Annotated in this window: 24 protein-coding genes; 11 read left to right on the top strand and 13 right to left on the bottom strand. The window is 61.9% G+C overall.

From position 1 onward, the window contains the following. Window positions 1-38 precede the first annotated feature (38 nt). Both MCP_RS15070 and MCP_RS15065 read right to left on the bottom strand, forming a co-directional pair. Window positions 39-1910, bottom strand: coding sequence for a hypothetical protein (locus tag MCP_RS15070; protein WP_012901715.1), 1872 nt, complete (start codon window positions 1908-1910; stop codon window positions 39-41). Further along, entirely contained in the window at window positions 1900-4008 is a 2109-nt protein-coding gene (locus MCP_RS15065; RefSeq protein ID WP_012901714.1) for a type II/IV secretion system ATPase subunit, read from the bottom strand. Before MCP_RS15065 ends, MCP_RS15070 begins: the two co-directional genes overlap by 11 nt. 124 nt (window positions 4009-4132) lie before the next feature. Here MCP_RS15065 and MCP_RS15060 point away from each other — a divergent pair, with 124 nt between their 5' ends. The 5 genes from MCP_RS15060 to MCP_RS15040 are packed head-to-tail and all read left to right on the top strand — an operon-like array spanning window position 4133 to window position 7446. After that, window positions 4133-4699 carry a type 1 glutamine amidotransferase domain-containing protein gene (locus MCP_RS15060; protein ID WP_012901713.1) on the top strand — a complete coding sequence of 189 codons (567 nt, stop codon included), beginning with the start codon at window positions 4133-4135 and terminating at the stop codon, window positions 4697-4699. Next, window positions 4696-5334 (top strand): phosphoribosyltransferase, encoded by a 639-nt coding sequence (locus MCP_RS15055; RefSeq protein ID WP_012901712.1) that lies wholly within the window; start codon window positions 4696-4698, stop codon window positions 5332-5334. The genes MCP_RS15060 and MCP_RS15055 overlap by 4 nt, the downstream gene beginning before the upstream one ends. Before the next feature lie 39 nt (window positions 5335-5373). Continuing rightward, complete coding sequence (locus tag MCP_RS15050; RefSeq protein ID WP_012901711.1) at window positions 5374-6483, top strand: ATP-binding protein; 1110 nt, start codon at window positions 5374-5376, stop codon at window positions 6481-6483. Beyond that, window positions 6455-6976 carry an A24 family peptidase gene (locus MCP_RS15045; RefSeq protein WP_128567251.1) on the top strand — a complete coding sequence of 174 codons (522 nt, stop codon included), beginning with the start codon at window positions 6455-6457 and terminating at the stop codon, window positions 6974-6976. Before MCP_RS15050 ends, MCP_RS15045 begins: the two co-directional genes overlap by 29 nt. Next, the gene (locus MCP_RS15040; protein ID WP_012901709.1) at window positions 6970-7446 is read left to right on the top strand and encodes a hypothetical protein; all 477 of its coding nucleotides are present in this window, start codon (window positions 6970-6972) and stop codon (window positions 7444-7446) included. The genes MCP_RS15045 and MCP_RS15040 overlap by 7 nt, the downstream gene beginning before the upstream one ends. A gap of 19 nt (window positions 7447-7465) precedes the next feature. On the opposite strand, the gene glnA is transcribed toward MCP_RS15040, so the two are convergent. Both glnA and MCP_RS15030 read right to left on the bottom strand, forming a co-directional pair. Then, a complete protein-coding gene (gene glnA, locus MCP_RS15035) occupies window positions 7466-8800 on the bottom strand; it encodes a type I glutamate--ammonia ligase (protein ID WP_012901708.1) in 1335 nt (444 codons plus the stop codon). 45 nt (window positions 8801-8845) lie between these two features. After that, window positions 8846-9415 (bottom strand): hypothetical protein, encoded by a 570-nt coding sequence (locus MCP_RS15030; protein ID WP_012901707.1) that lies wholly within the window; start codon window positions 9413-9415, stop codon window positions 8846-8848. A gap of 147 nt (window positions 9416-9562) precedes the next feature. On the opposite strand from MCP_RS15030, the gene alaS reads away from it, so the two are divergent. The 3 genes from alaS to MCP_RS15015 all read left to right on the top strand — a co-directional run bounded on the left by alaS (window position 9563) and on the right by MCP_RS15015 (window position 13691). Then, on the top strand, window positions 9563-12181 hold the full coding sequence (gene alaS, locus MCP_RS15025; protein WP_128567250.1) for an alanine--tRNA ligase: 2619 nt from the start codon (window positions 9563-9565) through the stop codon (window positions 12179-12181). A gap of 27 nt (window positions 12182-12208) precedes the next feature. Continuing rightward, window positions 12209-12598: a roadblock/LC7 domain-containing protein gene (locus MCP_RS15020; protein WP_012901705.1), complete on the top strand. Its 390-nt coding sequence runs from the start codon at window positions 12209-12211 to the stop codon at window positions 12596-12598. Between the two features lie 67 nt (window positions 12599-12665). Further along, the gene (locus tag MCP_RS15015; protein ID WP_012901704.1) at window positions 12666-13691 is read left to right on the top strand and encodes an EF-Tu/IF-2/RF-3 family GTPase; all 1026 of its coding nucleotides are present in this window, start codon (window positions 12666-12668) and stop codon (window positions 13689-13691) included. A 15-nt stretch (window positions 13692-13706) separates the two neighbouring features. Here the strand turns inward: MCP_RS15015 and rnhB are convergent, their stop codons facing one another. From rnhB to MCP_RS14985, 6 genes are all read right to left on the bottom strand, one after another. After that, the gene (rnhB, locus tag MCP_RS15010) at window positions 13707-14360 is read right to left on the bottom strand and encodes a ribonuclease HII (protein ID WP_012901703.1); all 654 of its coding nucleotides are present in this window, start codon (window positions 14358-14360) and stop codon (window positions 13707-13709) included. Continuing rightward, window positions 14357-15388, bottom strand: coding sequence for a DUF2117 domain-containing protein (locus MCP_RS15005; RefSeq protein WP_231845109.1), 1032 nt, complete (start codon window positions 15386-15388; stop codon window positions 14357-14359). Before MCP_RS15005 ends, rnhB begins: the two co-directional genes overlap by 4 nt. Window positions 15389-15401: 13 nt before the next feature. Beyond that, window positions 15402-16283 (bottom strand): endonuclease III domain-containing protein, encoded by an 882-nt coding sequence (nth, locus tag MCP_RS15000; protein WP_012901701.1) that lies wholly within the window; start codon window positions 16281-16283, stop codon window positions 15402-15404. Window positions 16284-16312: 29 nt separating this feature from the next. Then, the gene (locus MCP_RS14995; RefSeq protein ID WP_012901700.1) at window positions 16313-17083 is read right to left on the bottom strand and encodes an HAD family hydrolase; all 771 of its coding nucleotides are present in this window, start codon (window positions 17081-17083) and stop codon (window positions 16313-16315) included. A 40-nt stretch (window positions 17084-17123) separates the two neighbouring features. Next, the gene (locus MCP_RS14990) at window positions 17124-17744 is read right to left on the bottom strand and encodes a hypothetical protein (protein ID WP_012901699.1); all 621 of its coding nucleotides are present in this window, start codon (window positions 17742-17744) and stop codon (window positions 17124-17126) included. A gap of 241 nt (window positions 17745-17985) precedes the next feature. Then, window positions 17986-18585 carry a class I SAM-dependent methyltransferase gene (locus MCP_RS14985; protein WP_012901698.1) on the bottom strand — a complete coding sequence of 200 codons (600 nt, stop codon included), beginning with the start codon at window positions 18583-18585 and terminating at the stop codon, window positions 17986-17988. Between the two features lie 96 nt (window positions 18586-18681). On the opposite strand from MCP_RS14985, the gene MCP_RS14980 reads away from it, so the two are divergent. The 3 genes from MCP_RS14980 to MCP_RS14970 all read left to right on the top strand — a co-directional run bounded on the left by MCP_RS14980 (window position 18682) and on the right by MCP_RS14970 (window position 21306). Further along, window positions 18682-19254 carry an aldolase gene (locus MCP_RS14980; RefSeq protein ID WP_231845108.1) on the top strand — a complete coding sequence of 191 codons (573 nt, stop codon included), beginning with the start codon at window positions 18682-18684 and terminating at the stop codon, window positions 19252-19254. 109 nt (window positions 19255-19363) lie between these two features. After that, window positions 19364-20038, top strand: a complete 675-nt coding sequence (locus tag MCP_RS14975) for a hemerythrin domain-containing protein (protein ID WP_012901696.1) — start codon at window positions 19364-19366, stop codon at window positions 20036-20038. Between the two features lie 59 nt (window positions 20039-20097). Continuing rightward, the gene (locus MCP_RS14970) at window positions 20098-21306 is read left to right on the top strand and encodes a carboxypeptidase-like regulatory domain-containing protein (RefSeq protein ID WP_012901695.1); all 1209 of its coding nucleotides are present in this window, start codon (window positions 20098-20100) and stop codon (window positions 21304-21306) included. A 181-nt stretch (window positions 21307-21487) separates the two neighbouring features. Here the strand turns inward: MCP_RS14970 and MCP_RS14965 are convergent, their stop codons facing one another. From MCP_RS14965 to MCP_RS14955, 3 genes are read right to left on the bottom strand one after another with little or no spacing between them, the layout of a single operon-like run. Next, window positions 21488-22021, bottom strand: coding sequence for a sarcinarray family MAST domain-containing protein (locus tag MCP_RS14965; RefSeq protein WP_012901694.1), 534 nt, complete (start codon window positions 22019-22021; stop codon window positions 21488-21490). Continuing rightward, entirely contained in the window at window positions 22018-24972 is a 2955-nt protein-coding gene (locus MCP_RS14960) for a DUF7286 family protein (protein ID WP_012901693.1), read from the bottom strand. Before MCP_RS14960 ends, MCP_RS14965 begins: the two co-directional genes overlap by 4 nt. Beyond that, window positions 24965-26056: a DUF7284 family protein gene (locus MCP_RS14955; protein WP_012901692.1), complete on the bottom strand. Its 1092-nt coding sequence runs from the start codon at window positions 26054-26056 to the stop codon at window positions 24965-24967. The genes MCP_RS14960 and MCP_RS14955 overlap by 8 nt, the downstream gene beginning before the upstream one ends. Window position 26057: the final 1 nt, after the last annotated feature.

The raw sequence follows: 26057 nt of genomic DNA, 5'->3' as shown, positions 1-26057 counted from the left end.
TAACGCTTATCCTATAAATAATTTTCACATTAATGCAACTAAAACATGGTGCCGAACGATGAATCGGCGAACACCGTCGTGATGGTGAACACGGCCATGGCGATGGGGAGCACCGTCCCGACGCTGTACATGAACTCGTACCGGTCGTCGCCATGCTCGATGCCGTCCACGAACCTCAACAATATCAGCACCAGCATGATCACGTAGATCCCGATGATAAGGACGAACTCGTCGTTGGACACCAGGGGAGCGCTGAACTCGGGCATCATGGGGAAGTACTGCCTGGCCCCCTCGGGCATCTCGCTCAGCCCGGCCATCGTGCGGGCAACCACCTCCGATACGGACCGGGACAGCGCCAGGGTGATGCCCCCTATGAACGGGGCGAACACCACGCAGGTCGTCTTGAGCATGCTGGTCATGGTGTAGAGCATCTTCCGGACGTCGTCCTCGATCGATTGTAGCTCCTTCAGGTGATCGGCCAGCCGCACGACGGAGTTGCCCGCGATCTCGCCGCTCTTGCCCGAGGTCTCCACGAGCATGCACACTGTCGCCCTGATGCGGTCGGAGTACACGTCCGAGAAGGCGCCGTACTCGGGCGACAGCACCGCGTCGCTCAGCGTCGTCCTGAGGCACCGTATGTTGTATGCAGCCCGGGCGTAGGCCTTTCCGACCGAGGTGCCGGCGGTCATGGCGGCCGTGTACGCGAATCCATCCTCCGGGGACCTCCCCTCCGAAATGCGCCGGCCGAGGACGAACAGCGAGTCGGCGAACTCGTCCTCCATCTTCCTGAGGTCGTCCCTCAGCTTTTTATAGGGCGTGTACACGCCCAGGCAGTATATCGATATGACAGCAGTGACGCTCCATGCCAGGAAGATCGAGCCGGGGACGGGAATTCCGGCCGGGAAGAAGTACAGCGATGCCGTGGCGGCCCCGACCGCGCATGCGATGAGCGCCCAGGCCCACCTGGGGATGCTTTCCTTCATGGCCGGAATGTCGGGCGGCGTGAAGGCGGCCGGCCTCTTCATGAGGATGGAGTGGGCGTAGACGAGCGTTGCCAGGGGGAACAGCCCGTCGTAGAGCAGCGCCAGCTCGAGCGAATTAATCCGCAGGCCTATGATGGCGGCGGCGGGGAGCATGGCCACGAGGGCCAGGGGCACCATGACGAAAATGGAGTAGAGGATGAGGGTGGGCGAGTGCAGGGCGCTCGAGAAGGACTGCATCATGCCCTTCGTGCCCGCGAGCACCACGTCCAGGGCCCGGTTGAGGGTGATCGTCCTCATGGCCTCGTCCCTCTCGTCCGCGGCGCTCTTTATAAGGAACACGGCCCGCTTGAAGTGCTCGCTGTACCCGCCCCACTCCTCCGCGAACGCGCCCAGCGCCATGTCCAGGCTGTCATAGGCCCTCGCCTGCAGGCCCCACATCAGCTTCTTCACGTCCTTCGCGAGCTGCCTCTTCGAGTTGGAGGCGGCGAACTTGAGGGCCAGCTCGATGTTGGGGGTGAGCTTCATGGCCATGACGATGTAGCTGATGACCTCGGGCACGTCGCCCAGTGAATGGACCTTCATGTAGGCGGCCCTGCGCTTCGGGTACTCCCCCACGTACACGTACACGAGCAGCGGCAGCACGCCACCGCATACCACCAGCACCACGGCCATCCCCGTATCCAGCAGGCCCAGGGCGAAGGCCGCCATTCCCGTTACCGCTACAATGATGAGCGAGGCCATGGCCGCCATGAATGCCAGCGAAAAGGCCTCGGACGGCTTGATCTCCAGGCCCGCGAACCCGATGCACGCCACAAGGTCTTTACTCGCATAGCGGCCCGAGTACGCGTCGAGCCTGTCCCGGCCGAAGAGCGCGGAGAGTGTCCTGAAGGACGACCGGCAGGCTTCCGCATAGTGATCAGCTTCCACCGGCGCCCCCCTTTTCGCGCATGGCCCGGTAGGCGTTCAGGCACCTCGCGTACTCCGGGGCCTCCATGAACATCGTGCCCGCCACCTGCTTTATGAGCTGCGCCCTGGCCTCGATCTCCCCGTTCACGGCCCTGATCGGCAGGCCCCACCTGCCGGCGATGCCCTGGAGGGCCTCAGAGCGTCCCGTGTCGATGAGGTCCGTCGCGATCAAAGAGCCTTCCGTGGCATCGTACAGGAGGAGGTCGTTAAAAGCCCCGCCGGAGTCATCCCAGCGGCTTTTCGAGACTTCGGCGACCTGTATGACGCGCCGCTCTCTCGAGTGGCCGCCACACTTTCTCACGGTCGAGCAGACGACGACGATGTCGGTCGCCCTGAAGGACGCCGGGGGGACGCCTATGTCGTGGACTACGCGGTCGTATACGTCCCTGCAGGAGGAGCCGTGGATGGTGCCCATGACCGAGTTGCCGGAAGCGCCCACACGCATGGCCTCGTACAGCGACCGGGCCTCGGCGCCCCTCACCTCGCCGATGATGAGCGCCGACTCGCCCAGCCTTAGCGCCGCCCTGAGCACGTCCGACGCCTGGAACTCGGCCTCCGACCCCGACACGGCGGACCTCGTCCCCATCCCCTGCACCTTCCAGCCACAGCGCTGCATGTCTTCGAGCGGCAGCTCGGGCGTGTCCTCGATGGCCAAAATGCGGTAGCCCTGTGGTATCTCGAGCATCATGGCCCCAAGCAGGGACGTTTTGCCCGCCCCCCGGGTGCCCGTGACCAGGATGGATGACTGCCCGTCCACGAGGAGCGAGAGCAGGCCGGCGGCGTAGGGCGTGAGCATGCCCTTAGAGACGAGCTGGGCCAGGGTCCAGGGCGTGGCCTTGTGCCGCCTGAACGCGTAGGCAAGCCCCCTTGACAGGGGGTCGCCGATGACCGACACCCTCGTCCTGAACTCGCCCAGGTCCATGTCCAGCACGGGGCTGGCCTCCGAGAACGGCCTCCCCGATATGGCCCGAAGCCGGGAGATCATCGACTCCACGTCCGCCTCCGAGAGGAAGACGTTGCTCGTGCACTCCTCGCCATCCACGACCAGGTGAAGGGGGGTGGAGCCGACCGGGGCGTTGACGTAGGCGTCCTCGATGTGGGTGTCCCTGAGGACGTCCTCAATGATGCCAAGGCCGCACGTGTACTTCACCAGGGCGGCGGTGAGCCTCTCGAGCCTCGCCTCGCCGATCCATGCCCTGCCAGAGCTCGCCGTCGCCGAAATGGCCTCCCTGCCATACCGTGCAAACAGCGGGCGCATGTTCGCCGATTCCATGAACTCCATCGTCTCCGGGCGTTTCGTGAGGAGCCTCTGCCTGGCCTCTGTAAGAATAGCGATGTCTTCCTCATCCATGCAGTACTCCCACGGCACGATGAAGTACATCTTCTCCAGGCTCTCCGCCAGCTCGTAGAGAGTGACGTGCAGCGGGGGCGTGAAGGCATCCCCGGCCACTTCGTACGAGCGCACGAAAACCGCCCCCTTCGGGGGCTCCATCCATATCCTGGAGCTGGAGAACCGGGGCCTGACATATGGAGGCGGATCCTTGTACGACAGCCTCCGGCCGATATCCGCCATGCCGCTCAGGAAGGCCGAGTAGCGCTCCATGCAGAGGCTGCACTCGGGCACGCCCTTCCCTGGCCGGACGGGGATCGAGGCGATGACGCGGCATATATCCCCCGGGGCGGCCACGGCCTCCTCTATGGCCGAGCCCACCACGGCCTTCCTCTGCCTGTCGCACTGGCCGCATCCGTACGTCCGGAGCGTGGAGGCGTGGAGCCTCATGTTCTCGTACGAGGACACCAGCGCCTGGAGCGACCCGAGGGCGTCATACTCGCGGACGATGTTCTTCTCGAGCAATAGCCGGTCCATCCACGCTTTTCCCGCTAGGCTTTTGACGAGGGGAAGCCGGCATCCCGGGTCGGAGAGGCTGGACCCGCCGGGGCACCTGCTGCAGTCCGCCACAGCGTCAGTCCCGTGCCTTCCCTGCCTGAACGCCAGGGGGCATGCGGGCTCCGCCGCTTTTATTGTCAGCCCTGACAGGGCTCTGAGGGCATCGAGCATAATTTTACACCAAATTGCAAATTAGTAATTTGCAACCAAACCATATATAATTAACCCGTTCGCGCATAACGTCGAAACGGTTCAAGTATCCGGGGCTCGAACATCATAAAAGAGGAGGAGTACTATGGAGGAGTTAAAAGGAAAAAGAGTCGTTATGCTCGCAGGAGAAGGCTTCGAGGACATGGAGCTGATGTACCCGCTATACAGGCTGAGGTATGAGGCCTGTGCCGACGTCAAGGTCGCGGGCCTTGAAAAGGGCAAGACCATCACAGGCAAGCACGGCATGCCCGTCGCCGCCGATATCGCCTTCAAGGACCTCAGCCCCGACGACTACGATTGTCTCGTGATACCGGGCGGCCAGGGGCCGGACCACATCCGCATATACCCCGAAGTGATCAGGTTCGTGCAGGACTTCGACCGCACGGGTAAGCCAGTAGCCGCCATCTGCCACGGCGTGCAGATACTCATCACGGCCCGGCTCCTGAAGGGGAAGAGGGCCACGGGCTGGAAGTCCCTCGTGGTGGACATCGAGGACGCGGGGGCTACGTACGTGAACGAGCCGCTGATCACCGACGCCCAGTACATATTCTCCAGGCAGCCCACGGACCTCGGGTACTTCTGCGACGCCGTGCTCCGGGCGCTCCAGGGCGCGGGCGCAGGCCAGGCCGCGGGGATGGCAAGGGCCCAATGATCTTCAGGGACAGGCGCGACGCGGGAAGGCGGCTGGCAGAGCGCTTGCTCATTTACCGGCACAACGCCATCGTGCTGGCAATACCACGGGGAGGGGTGCCCGTTGGATACGAGGTGGCGAGGCGGCTCGAAGTGCCCCTGGACCTCATCATCCCGAGGAAGCTGCCCATCCCGTCCGACCCCGAGGCCGGGTTCGGCGCGATCGCCCCCGACGGCACCATCGTACTGAACGAGCGGCTCGTGGCATACTGCGGGCTGTCCGTCGGGGATATCGAGCGGATATCTAAAGAGGTGCTGGCCGAGATACGGCGCCGGGCAAGGGAATACAGGGGCGACAGGCCCCTGCCTGAACTAAAGAACAAGAACGTCATCGTCGTGGACGACGGCCTGGCGTCGGGGTATACCATGATCGCCGCCGTGAGGGCCGTCATGAGGGAGCATCCGAAAAGGGTCATCGTGGCCGTGCCCTGCAGCCCCGAATCCTCAGTAGAGCGGCTCGAAAAGGAGGTGGACGAGGTGGTCGGCCTGGCCGTGCAGCCGTACGGCCCGTTCGCCGTGGCGAGCTACTACGAGAGCTTCCCTGACCTGAGCGACGAGGAAGTGAAAGCTCTCATTAACCAGGCACCCGTCACATAGGGGATAGCTTTATTTATTTTCAATTTATTGTAATTAAGTATGTCCTGTGAGAAGCGCTATCTGCTTGGAAGGAGAGACGGAGGGGAGGATGGGGTGCTTTACGTGGGCAGGTACCTTGCCCTGGACGGGTCCCAGGGTGCCGGGGTGTACCTCGACGTGCTTAAGCCCCACGCGGCGCTGATCTGCGGCAAGCGGGGCTACGGCAAATCATACACCATGGGCGTCATCATCGAGGAGTTCGCCCGGCTGCCCCTCGCCATCAGGAAGAACTTTTGCGTTATCGTCGTGGACACGATGGGCGTGTTCGCCTGTATGAAAGGCTGGGAAGGCATACGGGTGTTCGCGCCTCCGGCGCACCGGCGCGAGGGCGCCCTGCCCCTGGAAATACCATCCTGCTCGCTATCGTTCTACGACTACTGCGAGCTCCTGGGCATCGAGCCTCTGAGCGAGCACGGCGCCGATCTGATGGGCGCCATGGACAACGGGCCGTTCGAGGTAGAGGGGCTGGTAAAGAGGGTGAAGCCCGGGAGCACGCTGTCGGGCCTGCTGCGTATGGTGGCGTCCTGGGGCCTGTTCTCGGGCAGCGCCACGTTCGACGCGCTGCTGAAGCCCGGCTCAATAAGCATACTGGACCTGAGCGGATACGGCCACGAGCCCCGGATAAGATCGGCCATCGTGGCGTCGCTGGCCAGAGCGCTGTACGATATCCGGGTCGAGGCACGCAGGGCCGAGAACGGCAAAAGGGAAAAGCCCCTTGTCTGGCTGCTCATCGACGAGGCCCACATGTTCATGGACGGGGATACCAGGGCGGGGCGGGTGCTCACGAACGAGTGGCTCCGCCAGGGAAGGCAGCCCGGCCTGTCCCTGGTGCTTGCCACCCAGCGGCCCTCCGCACTGGGCAAGGAGGTGCTCTCCCAGGCCGACGTGATCGTCTGCCACAGGCTGACGCTGAGGGACGACCTGGAGGCGCTCGAGTCGGCCCGGCCCACGTACGTGAAAGAGCCCATACAGGAGGCCATGGCCCGCCTGGGCGCCGGGAGGGGCGCCGCCATCGTGGTCGACGACACCACAGAGTCCTGCCACGTCATCAAGATCCGCCCGAGGGAAAGCGAGCACGGGGGTGGAGAGCCTGTCGTTTACCTGGATTGACCTGGCCTGCATCGTGCTCGCGGGGCTGGCCGTCGCCGCGGCCGCCGTCATCGACTACCGTACCATGCGCATACCTAACCGGCTCACGATCCCGCTCATCGCGGCCGGTCTGGCGCTGATGGCGGCCCGGGGTTACCCCCTGGGGCCTGCCGTTCTGACGTGTATCGTGTCGTACGCGTACGTGTATGGCCTCTGGAAGCTCCGAATGTGGGGAGGCGGGGACGCCAAGCTCGTCCTGGGGCTATTCTTAATGGCCTCGCCGGCCTATCCCCCGCTATACTTCATCGCGGCGTACTCGCTCTGCCTGGCGGCCGTGCTCCTGCTGAAGCACGGGGTATACCGGCCCGCCGTGAAATCGAGACATGCCGGCAAGGGCGGCCCCCTGTCCGCCGAGGACATCGCCTCTCTCCGGGAGCAGGAGGAGCCCATGGGCCCTGCCCTGCTGGCCGCCTGCGTCTCATCAGTCGTACTCCTGGGGGCCGTGCCGTGGTAGACTCGCTGCCCGTGGCCATGGCCGCGTCCATGGCCGTGCTGGCGGCCATCGCATGCCTCGCCGGCCTCGGGCTGAGCCGTGCGGAGCCGGTCGTGAGTACGGCTTCCGTGGATTCCCGGCTTCTCGAGCTATCAAACGACTGCAGGGCTCTCATGGCATCGGCCCCCAGGGACCTTCTCGACCCCGCCTCGCCTCAGGGAGCCACGAAGAGAACAACGCTCTCCCTTCCGCCCGGCACGAACGTGACGTTCGGCTCCGAAGAGGATGAGGGCACTATGATCTATGAGGTCCGGGGCAGCAGGAAGGCCATAGCCATCGGCCAGGTCAGGCTCAGGGAGGGAGTGGAAAAGGGAGGCGTCATGGTCCCATCAAATAAGCACAGGGCCATCGAGGGAGGCGGGCGGTACGAAATAACCATAGAGTACGAGTACGATCGAAGCCTGAACGAAAAATACCTGATAATATATTAAAAAAGAAAGGACGGGGGCGTTAATAAACGCCCAGGTACCGCTCGACCTCCCAGGGGAAGACCTGGGTCCGGTACTCGTCCCACTCGATGCGCTTGGCGGTCATGAAGTTCTCGTAGACGTGGGGGCCCAGGGCGCTCCTGACCACGTCGTCGGCCTCCAGCTCGTCCAGCGCCTCGCTCAGGCTCGCGGGAAGGCTCTTGATCTTGAGGTCCTTTTTCTGCGTCTCGGTCAGGTGGTATATGTTCAGGTTGACGGGGTCTCCCGGGTCGGTCTTCTTCTTGATCCCGTCCAGGCCTGCCTTGAGCGTCACGGCCAAGGCCAGGTACGGGTTGCAGGCCGGGTCCGGGTTCCTGAGCTCGGCCCTGGTGCCGAGGCCCCTGCGGGCCGGTATGCGCACTAACGGAGAGCGGTTCTTCTCCGACCACGCGATGTACACGGGCGCCTCGTAGCCCGGCACGAGCCGCTTATAAGAGTTCACGAGCGGGTTGGTGATCGCGGCGAAGCCCCTCGCGTGGGCCAGCAGGCCACCGATGTAGTTCATGGCGGTCTTGCTGAGCTGGTACTTCGCGTTCTCATCGTAGAAGGCGTTCGTGTTCTTACCCTTGAAGAGCGACTGGTGGGTGTGCATCCCCGACCCGGCCTTGCCGAACAAAGGCTTTGGCATGAAGGTGGCGTGCAGGCCGTACTGCATGGCGATCTTCCGCACCACGAACTTGAACGTCACCACGTTATCCGCCGTGGTCAGCGCGTCGGCGTACTTGAAGTCAATCTCGTGCTGGCCCTCGCCCACCTCGTGGTGGGAGGCCTCGATCTCGAATCCCATGCTCTCCAGCTCGGTGACCATGGCCCGGCGCACCTCGTCGCCCAGGTCGACCGGAGATAAATCGAAGTATCCGCCGTAGTCACGGGAGTTCGTGGTCGGCATATCCTCCAGGTTCCGCTCGAATAAGTAGAATTCGGCCTCGGGGCCGGCGTTCATGCTGAACCCCATCTTCTCGGCCTCCTTGATGACTTTTTTAAGCACGTTCCTGGGGCAGCCCTCGAACGGCTTGCCATCCGGGTTGTACACGTCGCAGATGAGCCGCGCGACGTTGCCGTACTCGCTCTGCCAGGGAATGAGAGAAAAGGTGTTCATGTCCGGCTTGAGGTACATGTCCGACTCCTCGATGCGGACGAACCCCTCGATGGACGAACCGTCGAACATGACATCACCATCCAGAGCCTTCTCGAGCTGGCTGGCGGGGATGGCCACGTTCTTCGTGGTCCCGAACACGTCGGTGAACTGTAGCTTGATGAACTTGACATCGAGGTCCTCAGCCCTCTTCAATATCGACTCTTTGGTGACTTTGCTCATGTAAGAAGAATTAGGACCCGGGGTACATATAAAATTATCTTTGGCCTACAGGTCGTAGAGCTTGGCGGTGCCGGCCTTTTTCAGGGGCTTTGGCTTATCCTCGCCGCCGTCGGGCGCTTCCTGCGGCGGCTCCTCGCCCTTCAGGGCTATCCGCTTGAATATCGATGCGACATCGTCATCGTCCCCGGGCGGGGCCTCCTCTTCCTTCACGATCCGGGCCGTGAGCTTCGCCCTGTCCGACTCCATCTCCCCGAGCTTCAGGCGCGCGTCGCTGACGAACTTGTTCATGTCCCCGATCTGCTGGTTGAGGCTGACCACCTGGGCCTTCAGGCTCTCCGCCTGGTCCCGCAGGCTGTCGGACTGCGCCCGGAGCTTCTTTATCTCCATCTCCTTCTCGCTGAGCGAGTACCTGAGGGAAATGTTCTCCGAGTTGAGCCTCAGTATTTCGGCGTTCTTCTGCTCGATGTCCGCCATGAGCTTTTTAGAAAAAGCTTCGTCCCGGGGCTTCTGGGGCTCGGTCTTCCTGACCGGTGTGGAGGGCTTCTGCTCCTCGCCCAGTATGGACATGATCTCGCTAAAATCGTATTTTGACTTGCCGCCGGTGTCCGAATCCATGTTTTTACCCTTGAGGAACCGTTACTTGATTACTGCTGCTAAGCCATAAACCTTTTCATGCCCCGCAAAAACCGATAAATATATGCGCCCTCCACGACATAGGGCGAAGAGAGCCAATTTACATTCATTTTTCCGGAAGAGATGGCCATGGACGATAAGCAGATCAAAAAACTCATGAAGCCGGAGTTCGCGAAGAACTACGAGAAGTACTATCCGGTTAAAACGTTACGCTCATTGGGCTACGAGAGGTACGTGTGTAAGAAGTGCGGCAGGGGGTTCTGGAGCCAGACGCCCCGGGACTTCTGCGACGAGGCGGAGTGCAGCGGCGGATACCGTTTCATAGGGGAGTCGCTCACCCGGAAGAAGTTCGAGTACAAGGAAGCCTGGGACTGCTACGTTAAGACGTTCGAGCAGTGGGGATACGTGCCCCTCGAACGGTACCCGACCGTGGCCCGCTGGTACGAGGACCTTTATTTTGTGGCCGCCGGCATCAACGACTTTCAGCCCTACGTGGTCTCCGGCGAGCTGGAGCCCCCGGCCCCCGCCGTGCTGGAGCCCCAGTTCTGCTTAAGGTTCAACGACATCGATAACGTGGGCATCACCGGCCGGCACTACACCGGATTCATCATGGTGGGCCAGCACACGTTCAACACGCCCGAGAAGCACGTCTACTTCAAGGAGGAGGGCATCGCCCAGATACAGGAGTTCTTAACGAAGGGCCTGGGCATACCGGCCCACGAGATCCTGTTCCACGAGGACGTGTGGGCCGGGGGAGGCAACTTCGGCCCCTCCATCGAGTACTTCTCGAGGGGCCTGGAGCTGGGCAACCAGGTATACATGCAGTACGAGCAGCTTCCGGACGGCTTCAGGGAACTAAAGACGAAGGTCATCGACATGGGCGCCGGCCTGGAGAGGTGGGCATGGTTCAGTCAGGGCCTGCCGATGTCCTACGACGCCACCTTCCCGAAGACGATGGACTTTTTATACACCAAAACGGGCTACCGCCCCGACCCCGAGTTCCAGGCGCGCTTCGCGAAGTACGCCGGCATTCTCAACGTGGACGAGCTCGAGGACGCCCACTCGGCGTGGAACGACATCGCCGGCCAGATGGGCATGAGCTTGGATGAGCTCAAGGGCGCCGTCTACAAGAACCGCGCATTATACGCCATCGCCGACCACACGAGGAGCCTGCTGGTCGCCATCCACGACGGAGCGCTTCCATCCAACGTGGGCGGAGGCTACAACCTCAGGAATCTGCTGAGGCGCTGCTGGACGCTCGCCGATCAATATGGCCTCGACGTCGACCTGAACGACGTCTTCAGGTGCCACATCGACGAGTTCGGCTCCTGGTACACGGAGCTCAAGGACTACGGCAGCCTATTCGACATCATCGACGTGGAAAAGAAGCGCTACGATGAATCAAAACAAAAAAGCCAGAACATCATCAAGCGCATGGTCAAGTCGAAGGAGGCGTTCACGCCCGAGAAGCTCGTCGAGCTATACGACTCCCAGGGCGTCGCCCCCGAGATGATAAAGGAGTCGAAGCCCGACCTGGAGATACCCGAGGACTTCTACGTCCGGGTGCAGGCCAGGCACGAGCGCCGGGAGGAGCGCAAGGTCGAGGCCAGCGAGACCGCGGGCCTGCCGAAGACAGTGCCGATGTACTATGAGAAGCCCCACGAGTTCAGGTTCGAGGCCGACGTCGTGAAGCTCATCACGCCCGTGAAAGTAGTGCTCGACCGGACGCTGTTCTACCCGCTGGGAGGCGGCCAGGCCGGAGACACGGGGTTCATGAACGGCATAAAGGTGAAGGACGTGTACAAGCAGGACGGCGTCGTCGTCCACGTCCTGGAGTCGCCCCTGCCGGCCGACGCGAAGAGGGTCGTCGGCGAAGTCGATAAGGACAGGCGGCGCATCCTCTCGGCCCACCACACCTCGACGCACATCGTCAACTACGCGGCCCGAAAAGTGCTGGGCGACCACGTCTGGCAGGCGGGCGCCGAGAAGACGCCGGAGAAGGCGAGGCTGGACATCACCCACTACGAGTCGCTCACCTTCGCCCAGCTCCAGGAGATCGAGCGGGTCGCCAACGGCCTGGTCATGGAGAACGTGCCCGTCCACGTGGAGGAGCTTTCGAGGACCGAGGCGGAGAGGCGGTACTCCATGCGGATCTACCAGGGCGGCGCGGTGCCGGGCAAGGTGCTCCGGATCATCAGGATCCCCGGGTACGACGTGGAGGCATGCGGAGGCATACACGTCGATAACACGGCCAAGGTGGGCTTCATAAAGATGCTGTCCTCGGAGCGCATCCAGGACGGAGTCGTGAGGCTCGAGTTCAAGTCCTTAGACAATTCCTTAAACGAAGTCCAGTACCACGACCGTCTCCTCAAGGAGGTCTCCGACCTCTGGGGCGTCGGGTACGACGACATCCCGAAGACTGCGGCCCGGTTCTTCAACGAGTGGAAGGAGCTGTCCAAGCAGAACAAGGATTTACAATCCCGGATGGTCCGGGCTCTCATCGAGGGCTCATTGAACAGCGACACCATCGACCTTTCGCTGCCCTCCGGGGACTTCGGCACCGTCATGAAGGCCGTGGAGGCGCTCAAGCCCCGGTTCAAGGGGAAGACGGTGTTCCTCAAGGGCGACAACTTCGCGTACGGCTACTCGGAGACGGTCAACGTAAAGGAGAAGCTGGGCGAGGGCTACATGAACGTCACCGGAAGCGAGCGCGAGGCCCGGGCCTTCAAGGCGAAGCCCAAAGCGTAATATAAAAACGACGCGTAGTTTACGTAGATGAATGTGGAAGGGGCACTGCCTCAGGAGAAGGCGGACCGGCTAAAGGCCGCGCTGTCCAGGCTGAAGGGGTCCGGCATAGAGGCCTCTGCGGCCATCTCCCGGGACGGCACGCTCCTGGCAGCGGACGTGGCCCCTGGAGAGGAGCGCAAGATCTTCGCCCCAATGTACGCCGCCATGCTGGGCGCCGCCGAGGAGGCGTCATCCGAGCTGAGGGCGGGGATACCCAGGCGGGTGGTCATGGAGGTCGGGGAGAAGAGGCTCGTCGCCGTGGGCGCGGGCCCGAAGGCCCTGGTCGTGGCGCTCATCGGCCCGAAGGCCGCATACAGGGAGGCCCTGGCGGACGTCGACCGGGCGGCGGCCGAGGTTAAGGCCATCATGGCAAAGTGACGGCCATGGCAACTTATATAAGCCACCTTTTCATTGTATGTCTCAACTTTCATAGAGGTAATCACTCATGGTCAACGTGACAATGGCCGGCGGAGAGAAGAGCGGCAAGACCACTCTCGCCTCGAAGCTCGGCAAAAAAGGCACCGAATCAGACATCACTCTGTATAATTTTACCAAGGGCGAGAACATCCTGACGATCGTGGACCCCATCGGGTACCCGAAGTCCCCGAAGCCCCTCGTGAACGGCGTCAACATGTCGGACGTCGTCGTATTCTGCGTATCCGCCACGGGCCTGGACGCCCGGGCCGGGGAGTGCATCATCCTCATGGACCTGCTCAGGCCCAGGCACGGCATCATCACCATCACGAGGACTGACGAGTCGAACCCGTACGCCGTCGAGGAACTCTCCAGCAAGATCAAGGCGCTCACGAAGGGCACGGCCATGGAAGGCTGGGAGATCATCCCCACCTCGACCAAGTCGTTCGAGGGCGTCGACCGGCTTAAGGACCGCCTGTTCGAGCTGGACAACCTCCTTAAGAAAGAATACGTGTCCCATGTCAGCAAGCCCGTGCGCATCCCCATCGACCACCACTTCAACGTGACGGGCATCGGCTGTGTCGTCCTGGGCTACGTCCTCCAGGGCACGGTGAACATCCACGATAAGCTCATGGTCTATCCCCTGAAGCAGGAGGCCGAGGTCCGCTCCATCCAGATGCAGGACAACGACGTGAAGCAGTCGAAGGCGGGCGACCGGGTCGGCCTCGCGCTGAAGGGCGTGCAGAGCAAGGACCTGGACCGGGGCTTCATCATTTCCGCCTCGGAGACCGTAGCGGACACGCTAAAACTGAAGTGCCGGACCGCCCGGTTCAAGGGCGAGTTCAACGCAGGCGACAAGGTGCACCTCTACGTTGGCCTCCAGTCCACGCCGGCGCTGGTCACGGGCATCAAGGGCGCCGCTGCGACCGCCTCTAATAGTAATTACGAGGTCGACATCAAGACGGACAAGGAGGTCGCCTACAACCCGGGCGACATGTTCCTGCTATCGAAACTGGACGACCCGAAGCAGCGTTTCCTGGCCAGCGGCACGCCTTAAAAGAATTAAGCCGCCTCATTCAAACTGGAAAAGCCTCGCCTGCAGGCAGTCGCTGATGATGGCCGACGTGGTCTTCCACGACTTCCGGGCGAACGGGGGCATACACTTATTTTTTTTATAATAGCCTTTTAAGAATTCGATGGTGACCTGGTCGTGCGAGTACCCGCTCCCCACGTTCTCGCCGATGGAGTCGCAGATCTCCTTGATCAACGCGTCCCTGTGCACCTTGGCCAGGATGGAGGCGGCCGATACCACCGGGTAATCCCGGTCGGCGTTGTGCCTCGAGATGACCTCCACCTCGAAGTCCAGGCCCTTCTTCACGTTAATACCGAACCGCTCCGCGTTCACGTCGCAGGCATCGACGTACGCGGTGGCCGGCCTCAAGGCTTTTAGTATATTAGAAAAACACTCGACCTCGAGCTCGTTAAGGTTCAGCTCGTCATTGGCACGGGAGTCGATGCGCTCCGGCCCGACGACCACGAGCTCGTACTCGCAGACATCTTTTATTTTTACGGCGAACTCCTCCCGCTTCTTTGGGGTCAGCAGCTTGGAGTCCTTTAAGCCCATGGACTTGATCTTACGGAGCTTCTTTTCGCTGACCGAGACGCCGCAGACCACCATGGGGCCGATGACCGGGCCCCGGCCCGCCTCGTCGATGCCCGCGATCACGGGGCCACCTCGTACTCGACGCCCATCCTGGCCAGCTCCTCCCTGACCTTAGCCACGAAGCCCTCGAAGGTGTCGGTACCATTGATCTTTCTGGCCAGCGCCGCCCCGGCCTCGTCGTCCGTCGTGCTCAGGATCCGGAGGATGACGGAGCCCGATGCCCTGGCGGGGCCCTTCAGCACGCCGTCCCGGTCGCCGTCGGTGATGCCGATGACCCGCACGCCCCTCCGGGCCAGGACGTCGCCCGCCACCTCCGTCGTGTCGTCGCCCACGGTCAGGGCGCACACCGTGTCGGGGTCGATGCGCTCCAGGGAGCTGAACGCGATGTGGTCGATGACCGCCATCCTCCCCTTGCCGTACCTCACGGGCACGTCGCACGCCGGGCCGGCCTTGTAGCGGATGTAGCCCGACTTGAACTTCGCCTCTTTTAACTGGCCCAGCCTGGCCAGGCCCGTATCCTTTGCAGATACGCCTTCCAGCCGCACGATCCGGCCGTCCCTGATGTATGCCTTCACCTCGGGGCTCTCCACGACTCCGATGAGGACGCCGTTGACGAAGAGCGGCTCGCCGGGGCAGGCGCACCTCACCGCGTGGCACTCGCCCTCGCTGTTCACGGAGGGCCAGAGCTGTCTCAAGGGTACGGCGAAATGCTCCGAGAGAGCCCGCGCCACCCAGGAGGCCGTCTCGTTCGGCTCGACCTCCCATAAAACGATAACTCCGTCCTTCTCGGAGGCCCTCTCCACCTGTATGGCCGTCCTCTTCGTGCGGCCCGCCACGATGTCCCCGAACGCCAGGCCCGACTCGACGGACTTCCCGTTGTTCACCATGATGGGCACGGCGCACGGGATGGCGGACAGCGTCCGGCTGGGCAGGTCGCAAACAGTGATATCGATGACGTTCTCCAGCCTCATGTCGATGATGGCGGTCCGGCACATGGTGCCCGCGGCGAAGGCCCGCACGTCGCCCCGGGACTCTAAAAAGGAGATGACCTTCGAGACCTCGCCGGAGTAGACCGCCTCGGGGCCATGCACGATGACCCCGAAATCACAGGAGCCTTTCAGGCCTGACCACCCCCCGCTTTGGGCATATGTCCTCGACGGGGCAGATGTGGTGGAGGGGCACAAGGGCCTTGCAGAAGTCCCTCCCCAGGTTGATGATAAGAAGGTGGGCCATGCCAGGTATCCTGTGCTTCTTCTCCAGGTCTTCCTTGACCTTCCTCTTCGCGGCCTCGCTGTCTCCCGTGGACGTGCTCAGGCCCAGCCTCTGTGACACCCGGCAGATGTGGGTGTCCACGGGGGTAACGCTGTGGCCCAGCGAAAATAACAGGACGCAGTCTGCCGTCTTGGGGCCCACGCCGTATAAGCTTAGCAGCGCCTCCCGGGCCTCCTCGGTCGAGACCTTTTTCATCCACTCCAGGCTCCCGCCCCACCGCTCGATGATCTGCCTGGAGCACTCGATGATGTATGCGGCCTTGTACGGGCCGGAATAGTGGATGAGCTCCTCCAGCTCCTTCTTGTCGGCGCCCGCCATCTTGTGCACGTCGATGCCATTGTACCGGTGCTGCAGCTTGTGGAACGTCCTTCGGGCGCTGTCAGCCGTCTTGTTCTGCGTCAGTATGGTAATGATCAATGAGATGTAGGGGTCCTGGAGCTTCATGACCCAGCAGCGCCTGTAAAATTCCCGGAGCCTTAGCAGTAGCTTGTTATCGCCACAGTACACTCCGTTCAGGGGATATTCGAATATGGACATCACCTCGTCGTGGAACTCTGGCGGCGTCACCCTGAGGGAACCGTCGGGAAGCTGTTCCAGGTACACGTCCCTGCCCGCCTCCGGGTAGTACCGGACGTACCTGCCGTCGTCACGGAGCATCCACTCAAGGGCGGTGATCTGGATGTCCATGGTGGAGCGAAGGTCGATGTCCATCATACCAGCCTCAGATACGGCCTCGTGTATATTTACTTTATCTCGAGCGCCTCGACGGCGGAAGTCACGTCCGCAAGCCGCTCGACGGCGGCGTCCGGCGTGCCGCTGCGGCCGTTGGCCTCGTAGTACCTTGTCGCGTACTTCTCGAAGCGCACCGAGTACTTGTTGAAGAGTATGGCGCTCATGCCAGCCTCCCGGGCGCCGTAGATGTCGAGAAGCACGCTGTCGCCCACGTGTACCGCATTAGCGGCCCGGGAGCCCAGCCCCGATAGCGCTCTCTCGAAGATGCGCCTGTTCGGCTTGATGTAGCCCAACTCGTTGGAGAACACCGTGGCGTCGAAGTACTTCAGGATGCCGTAGCCGTCCAGCACCCGGCGGATCGTCTCGCCCGGAGTCCGGCCCGTGTTCGATATGAGCCCGATGCGGTAGCCCTTCTTCTTGAGGCTCGCCAGGACATCCGGCGCCCCCTCCACCATCACGGGCTTAAAATCGAGCAGGGCGTCGGCGTAAGGCTGGCGGAGGATGTCCTTGTGATATTCGTCGGCCTCCAGGCCCAGGCCGTCCAAAAACAAAGCGACGTGGCCGTCCAGGCTCGCGTCCCTCTCGTCCTTCCAGAGGCTGCAGAGGCTGGCCTCGGAGTAGTCGTAGGCCTTCAAAAGGTCATCCCTGCTAAACCGGAAGCCCGCACAGTCAAGGGCTTTCTCGATGCGCTCGACGCGCGCCAGCTTGACACGATCATCGTAAAACTCATGCACGAGCAGAGTATTCCAGACGTCGAAGGTAACGGTGTCGATGGAATTCATCCGAAAAAAGCTCTATGGCCAAACATTAATAACTTTTTGATTATTTCAGGCTGGCGAAACGCTCGACGACCTTCTTCGTGTCATCGCGGACGGCCCTGGCCTCCTCGGGGGCCAGCCCGGACTTCCGGGCGGCCACGCCGATCAGCTTCTGGGCGCCGCTCTCGACGGAGTATAGGCTTACGCCCTTGGATTCGACGTAGTAGTAGGGCTCCTGCTTCACTTTATACAATTCCTGGAACAGGCCGGAGTACACGGCCGCATCCTGCTCCGGCGTCTTGCTCGTGGACGCGATGACCAGGCCGTCCTGGGACGCCAGGGTGAGCGAGCCGAGCCTGTACTTCTGGGTGAGCGTCATCATGCTTTCCTGTAGCGTGCCCTTCACCACGTCGATGGCAGGTATCTCGGCATTACCCGCTACGGGCGTCTTCATGGCCTCCATGGGCCCGGGCATGGGGGGCTTTGTGGCCGGCTTTACCTCCGGCATCTCGGATTTTACGAGCGCGGGGGCTTCCTTCGGGGTGTATTCCACGTAGATCCGGTACAGCTCCCTGGCCAGGTAGGCGATGGAAACGGCCAGAACTGCCGCCACGAGCAGGTCAAGAAGCAGCGTCGCGGGGTCGCCGGCGCCAAAAAAACCGTACAAGCCATCAACGATATCCATTTTCCCTCAGCTAACTACCATTTGTCAAACTGATATTTAAATTGTGTCCTGTTCCCGGGGACATCAAGGCTTTATTATATAACGAATTGTATAGTAAACTAGTGGTTGCCATACAAAAGTTGCCCTTCCTTAGATGGCCGGGGCAGGGAAGCATAAAAAAGCCTCTATCGCCGCGTTTTTTAAATCCGCATCCCCTGACATTTTATAGAATCCAATGTATATTTGACCTTTGTGGTCCCGCTCATTTCTGGGCGACGGCCGTGATCTTATGGCGGGTGAACTCCTCGCCCTTAAAGGCCTTGACGGAGATGGAGCTGTCCATGCGGAGCACCGTGAATCCCGAGAGCATGGCCCTCACCTCATCCTCAGAAAAGTAGTGGTATATGATGCCGCTGTGCCGCCTGAACGTGTCGGGCTCCACCAGGGTGCCTCCATAGCGCATGTCCTTCCTGCCGAACACCTGGATAAAAAGCAGGCCTCCCGGCACGAGCACCCGCCGTATCTCCCGGACGGCGGCGTCCCTCTCGGCCTCGAGCAGGTGCTGGAGCACGTCGTAGCACACGGCGCCGCCGAACGTATCCTCCTTGAAGGGCAGGTCCCGGGCGTCGCCCTGCACGATCCTCCGGTCCGCCAGCGTGAGCAGCGCCCCCCTGGATATATCCACCCCCAGGACGTCGAACCCCGCCCTGGCCAGCGGGGCGAGCAATTTTCCGTTCCCGCAGCCCACGTCCAGCACCCGGGCGCCGGCCCTGAGGAGCTCTTTCATGGGCTCGATGCTATAGGGCCCCCTCCACTCGGTGCGCGTATACTCGTCCTCCCAGGCCTTCAGATGCGAAACCATACTTCGACCCCCTCGCTTCCTGTGGAAACTGAGCCCCCGGTCTTATTTTACATGACGCCATCCATAGCATTAATAATATGCGCGTGATAAGGGGATATGATGTGGCGGGATATCGCATACTGGGGTAAAAAGCTTGCCGCGAGCGGGCTCGTCAGCTCGAGGTTCGGCAACATCAGCGTGCGCACGGAGCGCGGGCTGCTGATAAAAAAGACGGGCGTCATGCTCGACTCCATCGAGAGCGCCGGCGACGTGATCGAGGTGGGCATGGAGCCCTCGCCCGCCGACCGCGAGGCCTCGTCCGAGACCTCGAGCCACCGCGCCATATACAGGGCCACGGACGCGATGGCGATCATCCACGCTCACCCGCAGTTCGCCATCGTGGAGTCGCTCCTCTGCGAGGGCGAGATCCGGCCTCTTGACAGCGAAGGCCTCCCGTTCCTGGGCACCATACCCATCGTGGACGGGGACTCGGGCTCCAGGGAGCTGTACGATAACCTGATATCGGTATTTTCGCCGGGAAAGTACAGGGGCGTGGTGAACCGCGGCCACGGCTCGTTCGCCATCGGGCCGGACCTGAAGGACTGCTTCAACACCACCACGATGATCGAGCACAGCTCGAAGGTCAAGTACTTTTATGACATGGCGAGCCGTGGAAAAAACGAAAAGTAACGTACAGTTCATCTTAAAAAGCCCTAATTAAGCTCATTTTTACAATATCACGTTTAATTTTGCCACATTTTTTATTAATAACACTAAAATTATCCGCGCGGTGATATGCATGACCTTTAGGAGATTTACTTATCGGCCGGGCGCATTTCTGGGCATCTTCGCCCAGGCGACCCAGGCCAGGCCTACGTGGGCGAGCGAACGCTCGATGAACGTGTCCGCCCCTGAAGCGCTTTCCAGGGAGCACGCGATGCTCACCCGCCTGCTGCTCGCCATCGATAACGTCGTGGACAGCGCCCTCGACGACAGGAGCACGGACCTGAGCCCCATCAACAGCGCGGCCAACGCGATCCAGAAAGTGGTGGCCGACCACCACATGGCGTTCGAGGAGGAGAGCGTCTACCCGCGCATGGAGCAGATCGACTACCTGAGCAGCATGACGGAAACGCTTGAGGGCCAGCACGATGACGCCCGAGTCGTTAACAAGATGGTGCTCGACCTGACCAGAGGGGGCAAGGTCAAGGGCAAGAGCGAAATGGACGAGCTGGCGCTGCTCACGAAGAGCTTCAAGGACATGATCACGGCCCACGCCGCCTGGGAAGAGACCGTCATTTTCCCCGCGATGTACGACCTCCTCCCGGAGAGGGACATGGACGACATCAATAAACAATTCATGGAAGCGGAACAGAGGCTGCTGGGCAACAAGGGCATCGTGGAGATCTACCGGGCCATCGACAACATCGAAGAAGCGGCGGGCACTCACGACCTGAGCATGTACACGTTCTAAGGGTTAACCGATCGTGATATAAGCTATTTAAGCTCCCTTTTTATTTTTTTTCTTGGTGTATGTTAATGCGACTGTATTATTTGCTCATATTCGCGGTGGTCGTGCTTTTTGTCTCCCCGGCCTCCGCCGCCGGCACGCCCTTTTCTCTCTCCGGGCAGGTGCTCGACCGATACGGCGGCCCCTTGCAGGGAGCCTGCGTGACACTGATCGATAACGCGCATAAGACCATATCGATCAACTATACGAACGAGAACGGCAACTACGACTTCGTCAACGTGGTATCGGATACTGACACGGTCTCGGTGAGGGTGAACCTCACGCGGGGCGGGAAGACATACGAGATTCCCTCGTACTACACTCGATGGTATCCCTCAAAAGGCATCCAGTGCATCAACAGCAACGAGACAAGTTTTTCGAACTATCCTGAGCCAGTCTACGGCTACATATACGGCGCCATCCAGGCCGGCGCCGGGAATGCCGCCAGCTTCATCCCGGGGATCGTTTACCTGGCGGACCCCGATAGCGGCATCAGGTACTACCAGTTCGCCGACAGGACGGACGGCAAGGCCAGCTATACGTTCTACGCCCCCGCGGGCAGCTACATCTTATACGCTCAGCATCGGGAGAACGGAGTGGTCTACGAGTCGGCCCGCAAGGCCGTGAACGTCACTCCCAACGCAGCCGTGACCGAAGTGCTCGATACCCGCATCATCCTCCCGCTGACCTCTCCCTCCTCGAGCCCGGACCCCGCCGAGGCGCCGGCCCACCACGAGAACAGGGTCATCGGCATCGTCTTGACAAAAGACAGCCAGCCCCTGCCCGGCGTGACCGTGGCGCTCTACCAGCGGTCCGATAACGGGTCCACCTTCGTCCCGATGGTGACAGATGGCAGGACCGTCTCTGCCACGACGAACGATCAGGGCCGATACGCGTTCTCGGGCGTGGCACCGACCACGGACGACGGCAAGCCGATCCAGGCGAAGAAGGACATCGTGGCCGTGGCGGAATACGGGGCTGCAGAGGACCGGACGGAAGAGAAGCCCCTGTATTACCCGGACATGCTCATGGCGAACGGCGGGGAGGACGACGCAAGGAACGTGGCCTTCGTTCCCATGGTGCTCGATGTGGGCGCTTCCGCGACTGCGAGCGCCACGACATCGGAGCCCTCAGGGATCCCCATCGAGTGGGCTGCCCTGCTGGCGTCACTGGCAGTGGGCATCCTGTGCCTCCTCGGGTTGTACCTGTTCCTGAGCCGGAAGGGTAGGTGAAACTGAAAGTTAAAAAGGGGTTAGCGGGTAAAGTTAAACCCGCCGCAAACGCCCGACTGGAGCAGGCTCGTGTTGCGGGTCCAGTCCCTGGCCTGCAAAGACTTCTTTATTTTTAATATACTGAATAACCTGTTTAGCATGGGCTCGTAGTAATGGGGTCTGGATATAAATAGGCTTCGTGTTACGTGATAAGCGATGGCGCGCGGCACCGGATGGCGCGGCGGACGCCGCTATGTGGCAGGTGGGCGCCCTCCCGTGACCAGAGCGGCGGCCCATATTTTACAGGAGAGATGTACGCCTCCACGGCCGTAAAGCATCCCTGCACGTCCCCGTCCATGGTCTCGCCCCACACGTTATACTGGATGTCCAGGGGCGCCGTGCCCCCGGCCCACGCGTCCGTGGGGGCCAGCACCCACTGGAAGTGCACGGTATCACCGGTGCCGCCCTTCTTGCGCACTATATCCACAGGATCGCCCGAGATGCGCCCGTAAGACTCGAGCCCTCCTCCGGGCTCCCTCAGGCGGGCGGACACCGTCGCGTACCGGTCCGGGGTAACATAAAGGTCGATCGTGAACGGCTCGCCTACCTTGAGGACGACGCCCGTGACCGTGGCCTCCTGCCCGTTATAATAGGCTTTGATGACGTGCCTGGCCTCCGCGTCCCCTGCCATCGAGACCAGGATGACCGCTGCCAGCGCCAGCGCCCGTATCCTCATGCGGGCACCTCGTCGAAGCCAGGGCTCTTCTCGTCCCAGCCGCCCAGCTTATCGCCGATACCCTGGGGCCCGGGCGGGACCACGATGAAGGTGCAGGTCCGGATGTGGAAGCGAACGGGCTCGTTGCTCCCCATTATTTCCCCCTCCCTGATGTCGAGCATCGGGCGGCGCACGTACACGGTGGCCCTCTGTCCCAGGACTGGGTCCGGGATGGGCTCGCTATCAGTGTCGTAGACGGCCAGGTACGGTATCTCCCCGTAGATCTCGATATACCAGAGGTTCATGGTCGCCCACCATCCCCACGGAGGCAGCAGGGGCAGGCCCATAGGGATGCGCTTGAGCGCTGCGCTTATCGCAGCGTCCCCTGTCTTGTCCGCCGCCTCGGCCATGAAGTCCTTAAAAACGCCTTTTACGCTGTCGCTTAGCGTGCTTATAACGTACGAGACGGCGCGCTCCTCGGCCCCCAGGATGGCCTCCTCGGCCTTGCCGGCGATATAGTCGCCGTACGCGTCCACGTACTCGTCGGACCTCTTCGCCAGCTCGCTCTCGGCACGGGCCTTCGCTTTCCCCGCGAGGTCCCCGGCGATCTCCCTCTGCAGGGTGCCGTTCCTCATGTCCCTGACGGCCTGCCCCGGCGTGCGGTCATTGAACGCGCTTTCGACAGAGCTGTTCACGTCTTCCCTGGTGACCTGGCCCTGCAGGTCCTGGTCGTGTACAAGGGCGTCGTTGATCTCGTCCTTGATCGCCTGCTTCGCCTCAGCCGAGACGTTGTCCACGAGCTCCGACGTTTCGGCCGTGATGGTATCGTTGGCCAGCCTTCCGGCCGCTCCCGCCACCGCGTCGATGCCGTCGAGCACCGCCCCCGTCGCCTCCCCCGTATCGACCACGTCCGTGGGTAGGGCGAATGCGCACACGTTCCTGACCTTGAGCGGCCTCACCGTATAGCCGGTCTCGGGGTCCGTATAATTATCAACGTACAGGTAGTTCGGGCGCTGGTCGATGGCCAGGGACACGTTCTCCTCCCACTTGTACGGGTCGTACTTGCCCTCGCCTCCGGCGAGGGTCATGTTAAGCCCGAACGGTATGAACATCTTCGTGTCGTCCAGGAAGCTTTTTGAGCTGCGGGCGTTGTCCTTCAGCGTGGACGAGTTCATGTCGCGGGAGTAGTCTTTTAGCTGTTTGTCGATCTTTTTATTTACCTCTTCTGAGGCGTTCGCCGAGGCGTCCAGCGCGTTCCCGATGTCGTCCAGGAACGCCACCCGCTTGTAGAAGACGTACTTCGCTCCGCAGCCCCTGAATATGCCATCATTCCGGTAATCGCCCTCCGACAGGTAGGCGGTATAGTTACGCCTGAACTGGTCCTGCATCCTTCCGTATGCCCCGGCCATCATCTCGTCATATGAGCCATAATCGGAGGCCTTGAGCGTTACTGATATGCCCTTTTTTATCCCGGGCGCCAGCGCTCTCAGCTCCGACACTGAGGCGTTCTCCACCCACTCATTGTGCTCGCACGCTATCTCGACCGTCGGCCCTGAGCTGCCCGACGGGTACCCTGCCCTGTCGAACAGGACGTCCTGGACGGGAACGACGCCGTGGTACCCGTCCACCGCCTTCACGAGGTTCGAGTCGACGTAAGCCCTGCCCCCGGACGCGTACGAGGCCTCTTTATGGGGCGTCCGCACGTCGTTATACGCGTGGAGGAGCGAGCAGTCCTCCATGACGTAGTCGATGGTGACGGCCTCGGTCCATCCTCTGCCACACGTATCGTTCTCCCAGGCCTTCCACACCTCGCGGAAGAAGGGGCCTGTGCCGTTCTCGTTCGAGGCAAGGGGATACGATTCCCGGCAGATGCTTCCCGTGTCGTTATACCGCTCGGACACGGCCCTCCTCTGGACCGTGACGTACATGCGGCACCCGTAGGCCTTCTCCACGTCGTAGCGGCTCACCGGGTCGGCGATGGCTTTCCTGAGCGCTTTATCCACGATCTCGTCCCCGTTAAAAGAGTACTCGTCGGGCACCTCATCCCTTGGCAGGGGCTTTTTAGAGGTATTGCTGAAGTTGTACTGGTTGATGTACGAGAGGTCGTTATCCTCGAGCACGTCCTCCGTGGAGCGCGTGTTGTCGTACGTGTGCTTTACCAGGGACGCCAGGCTCACCGGGTCCACCGAGTTGTATTCGCACCCCTGCTCCAGGAGCGACGCGGCGTTGGCGATGAGCGCGAGGTCGTCGTTGTCCACGATGTTCGCGGGCTCGCCCGAGTAGTACTGGCAGTACCCCCTGGCCCAGGTGTACGCGAACGAGGCCGCCGTCGCGTCGGCTAGCATAACCGTGCCGTTCAGGCGCGCCTCATATTCCTCCGTGAGGCTCTCCAGGAGCGGGTACCGCGAGGTGACCAGCGTCCTGGCCTCGTATTCCTCGGCATGGTCGAGCGTGCTGCCCGGGCGGGTGATGTGAAGGCGTATGGGCGTCGAGGCCACGTAATATGCCGGGTAGCGGACCTGGCACTGGAGCACGGGGTGGTATACGACGCGGCTCAGGTTCATGTAGAGGGGCTCGACGCTGACGTTGCCGCACATCGAGGCGTCGATCCGGTAGTCGCCGTAGACGAAGCTGCCCTGATAGTTGGCATCGAGGTACTGCGTCAGGTTCCGGGCCGCCATGCGCTCGAGCCGGAGCAGGTTTGCCTCGCCGGGGTCCATCGTGGAGTTGACGATAGGCCGCTCTCCGATGTCCTCCTCCGCGTATATGCAGGCGTAGTTGAGGGCGCTGTCGATGTCGGCCTTCGCGCAGGCCAGCGCGTCGTTGAGCTCGGCCTCCCTCTCGTCCTCGACGGCGTTCGTGACCCCCAGCGACTGCATGGACATCAGGTACGCCGACGCCGCAGTGGATACGAAGATCAGGAGCACGCCGATGACGGCGAACGGTACCCTGGCGCCGTCGTCCTTAAGCATCGGCGGTCACCCATACGCTCAGCGTGGCCCGTGCCGCCGATGGATTGTATCTCGTGCAAAGCCAGTTTACTATGATATCCCTCTCATCTCCGGGCTCTATCGAGCCGTCATCGACGCCCTCGATGATCTTATCGGCCAGGCCGTCCAGGGGCTCCGAGCTGTACTGCACGATCATGTCGCATAAGACGTCCTCCAGGTCATCGCTCGCGTTCAGCAGTACCGGGCCGGCGGATACGGTGTCGTTGTCCGAGAAGGAGGCGAGCATGGCCAGGGGGTTCCCCACGTCGCTCGCCGGCACTACCCGGTACAGCGTGTTCCCCAGTACCTCTTCGACCATGAGACTGCTGGACTTCTTCAATGAGCTACTAAGATATGCGCTCAGCTGCTCCCTGTAAACATCGTCCCGGCCCCCGGCCCTGTACTCGCGGGTGGCGTTCTCGATGCCCGAGAGCTCCGGGGATATGGCCTCCTCGATGCGGCTCCCGGTGACGCCGGCCTGATACGGCATGGTGACCAGGGTGGAGGCGGAGGCAGCGCCGACGGGGACGGGCTTGCCGCACTCCACGGAGCCCTCGAAGGGCACTCCGGCGAAAGGGACCCAGCGCAGGGTAAAATTATACGCATAACGCCCGTCGAGCCTTTCCCTGGCCTGCCCGTCCACGGCCCGCTCTACGCCGCTGCGGTACTCGGCAGTGAGCGGGTTGAGCGTGAGCGTGTCCCCTCCCATGCGGACCGTGAACTGGCACGCGGCGGCCTCTGCGGCCATCTCCATGGCGGACTTGTGGCGGTTTCCCCGGCCCAGCACGGCCTTCGTCACGTCCCTGTAGAGCCAGGCGCCGGGGTCGATGCCGCAGCTCTCCGCGACGGCATCCACGCGGTCGCCCAGGATGCGGTACTCGAAGTAGTCAACGCGGCCGGTCTCCACCGATGCCAGGCACGATGACGCCAGGGCCCGGAGGCTCGAGTCTGCCACGGCCCGCCGGCTCTCGCCTCCGGCGATGGCCGGGGACAGGATGATCGCGCAGGCGGACACCATGGCCAGGAACATGATGGCGTCGATGATGGTGGAGTACCCGTCATCCATT

Source organism: Methanocella paludicola SANAE, assembly GCF_000011005.1.
GTDB classification, from domain to species: domain Archaea; phylum Halobacteriota; class Methanocellia; order Methanocellales; family Methanocellaceae; genus Methanocella; species Methanocella paludicola.
Note: the sequence above shows the minus strand (reverse complement) of the source record. Positions and strands in the feature narration are given on the sequence as shown.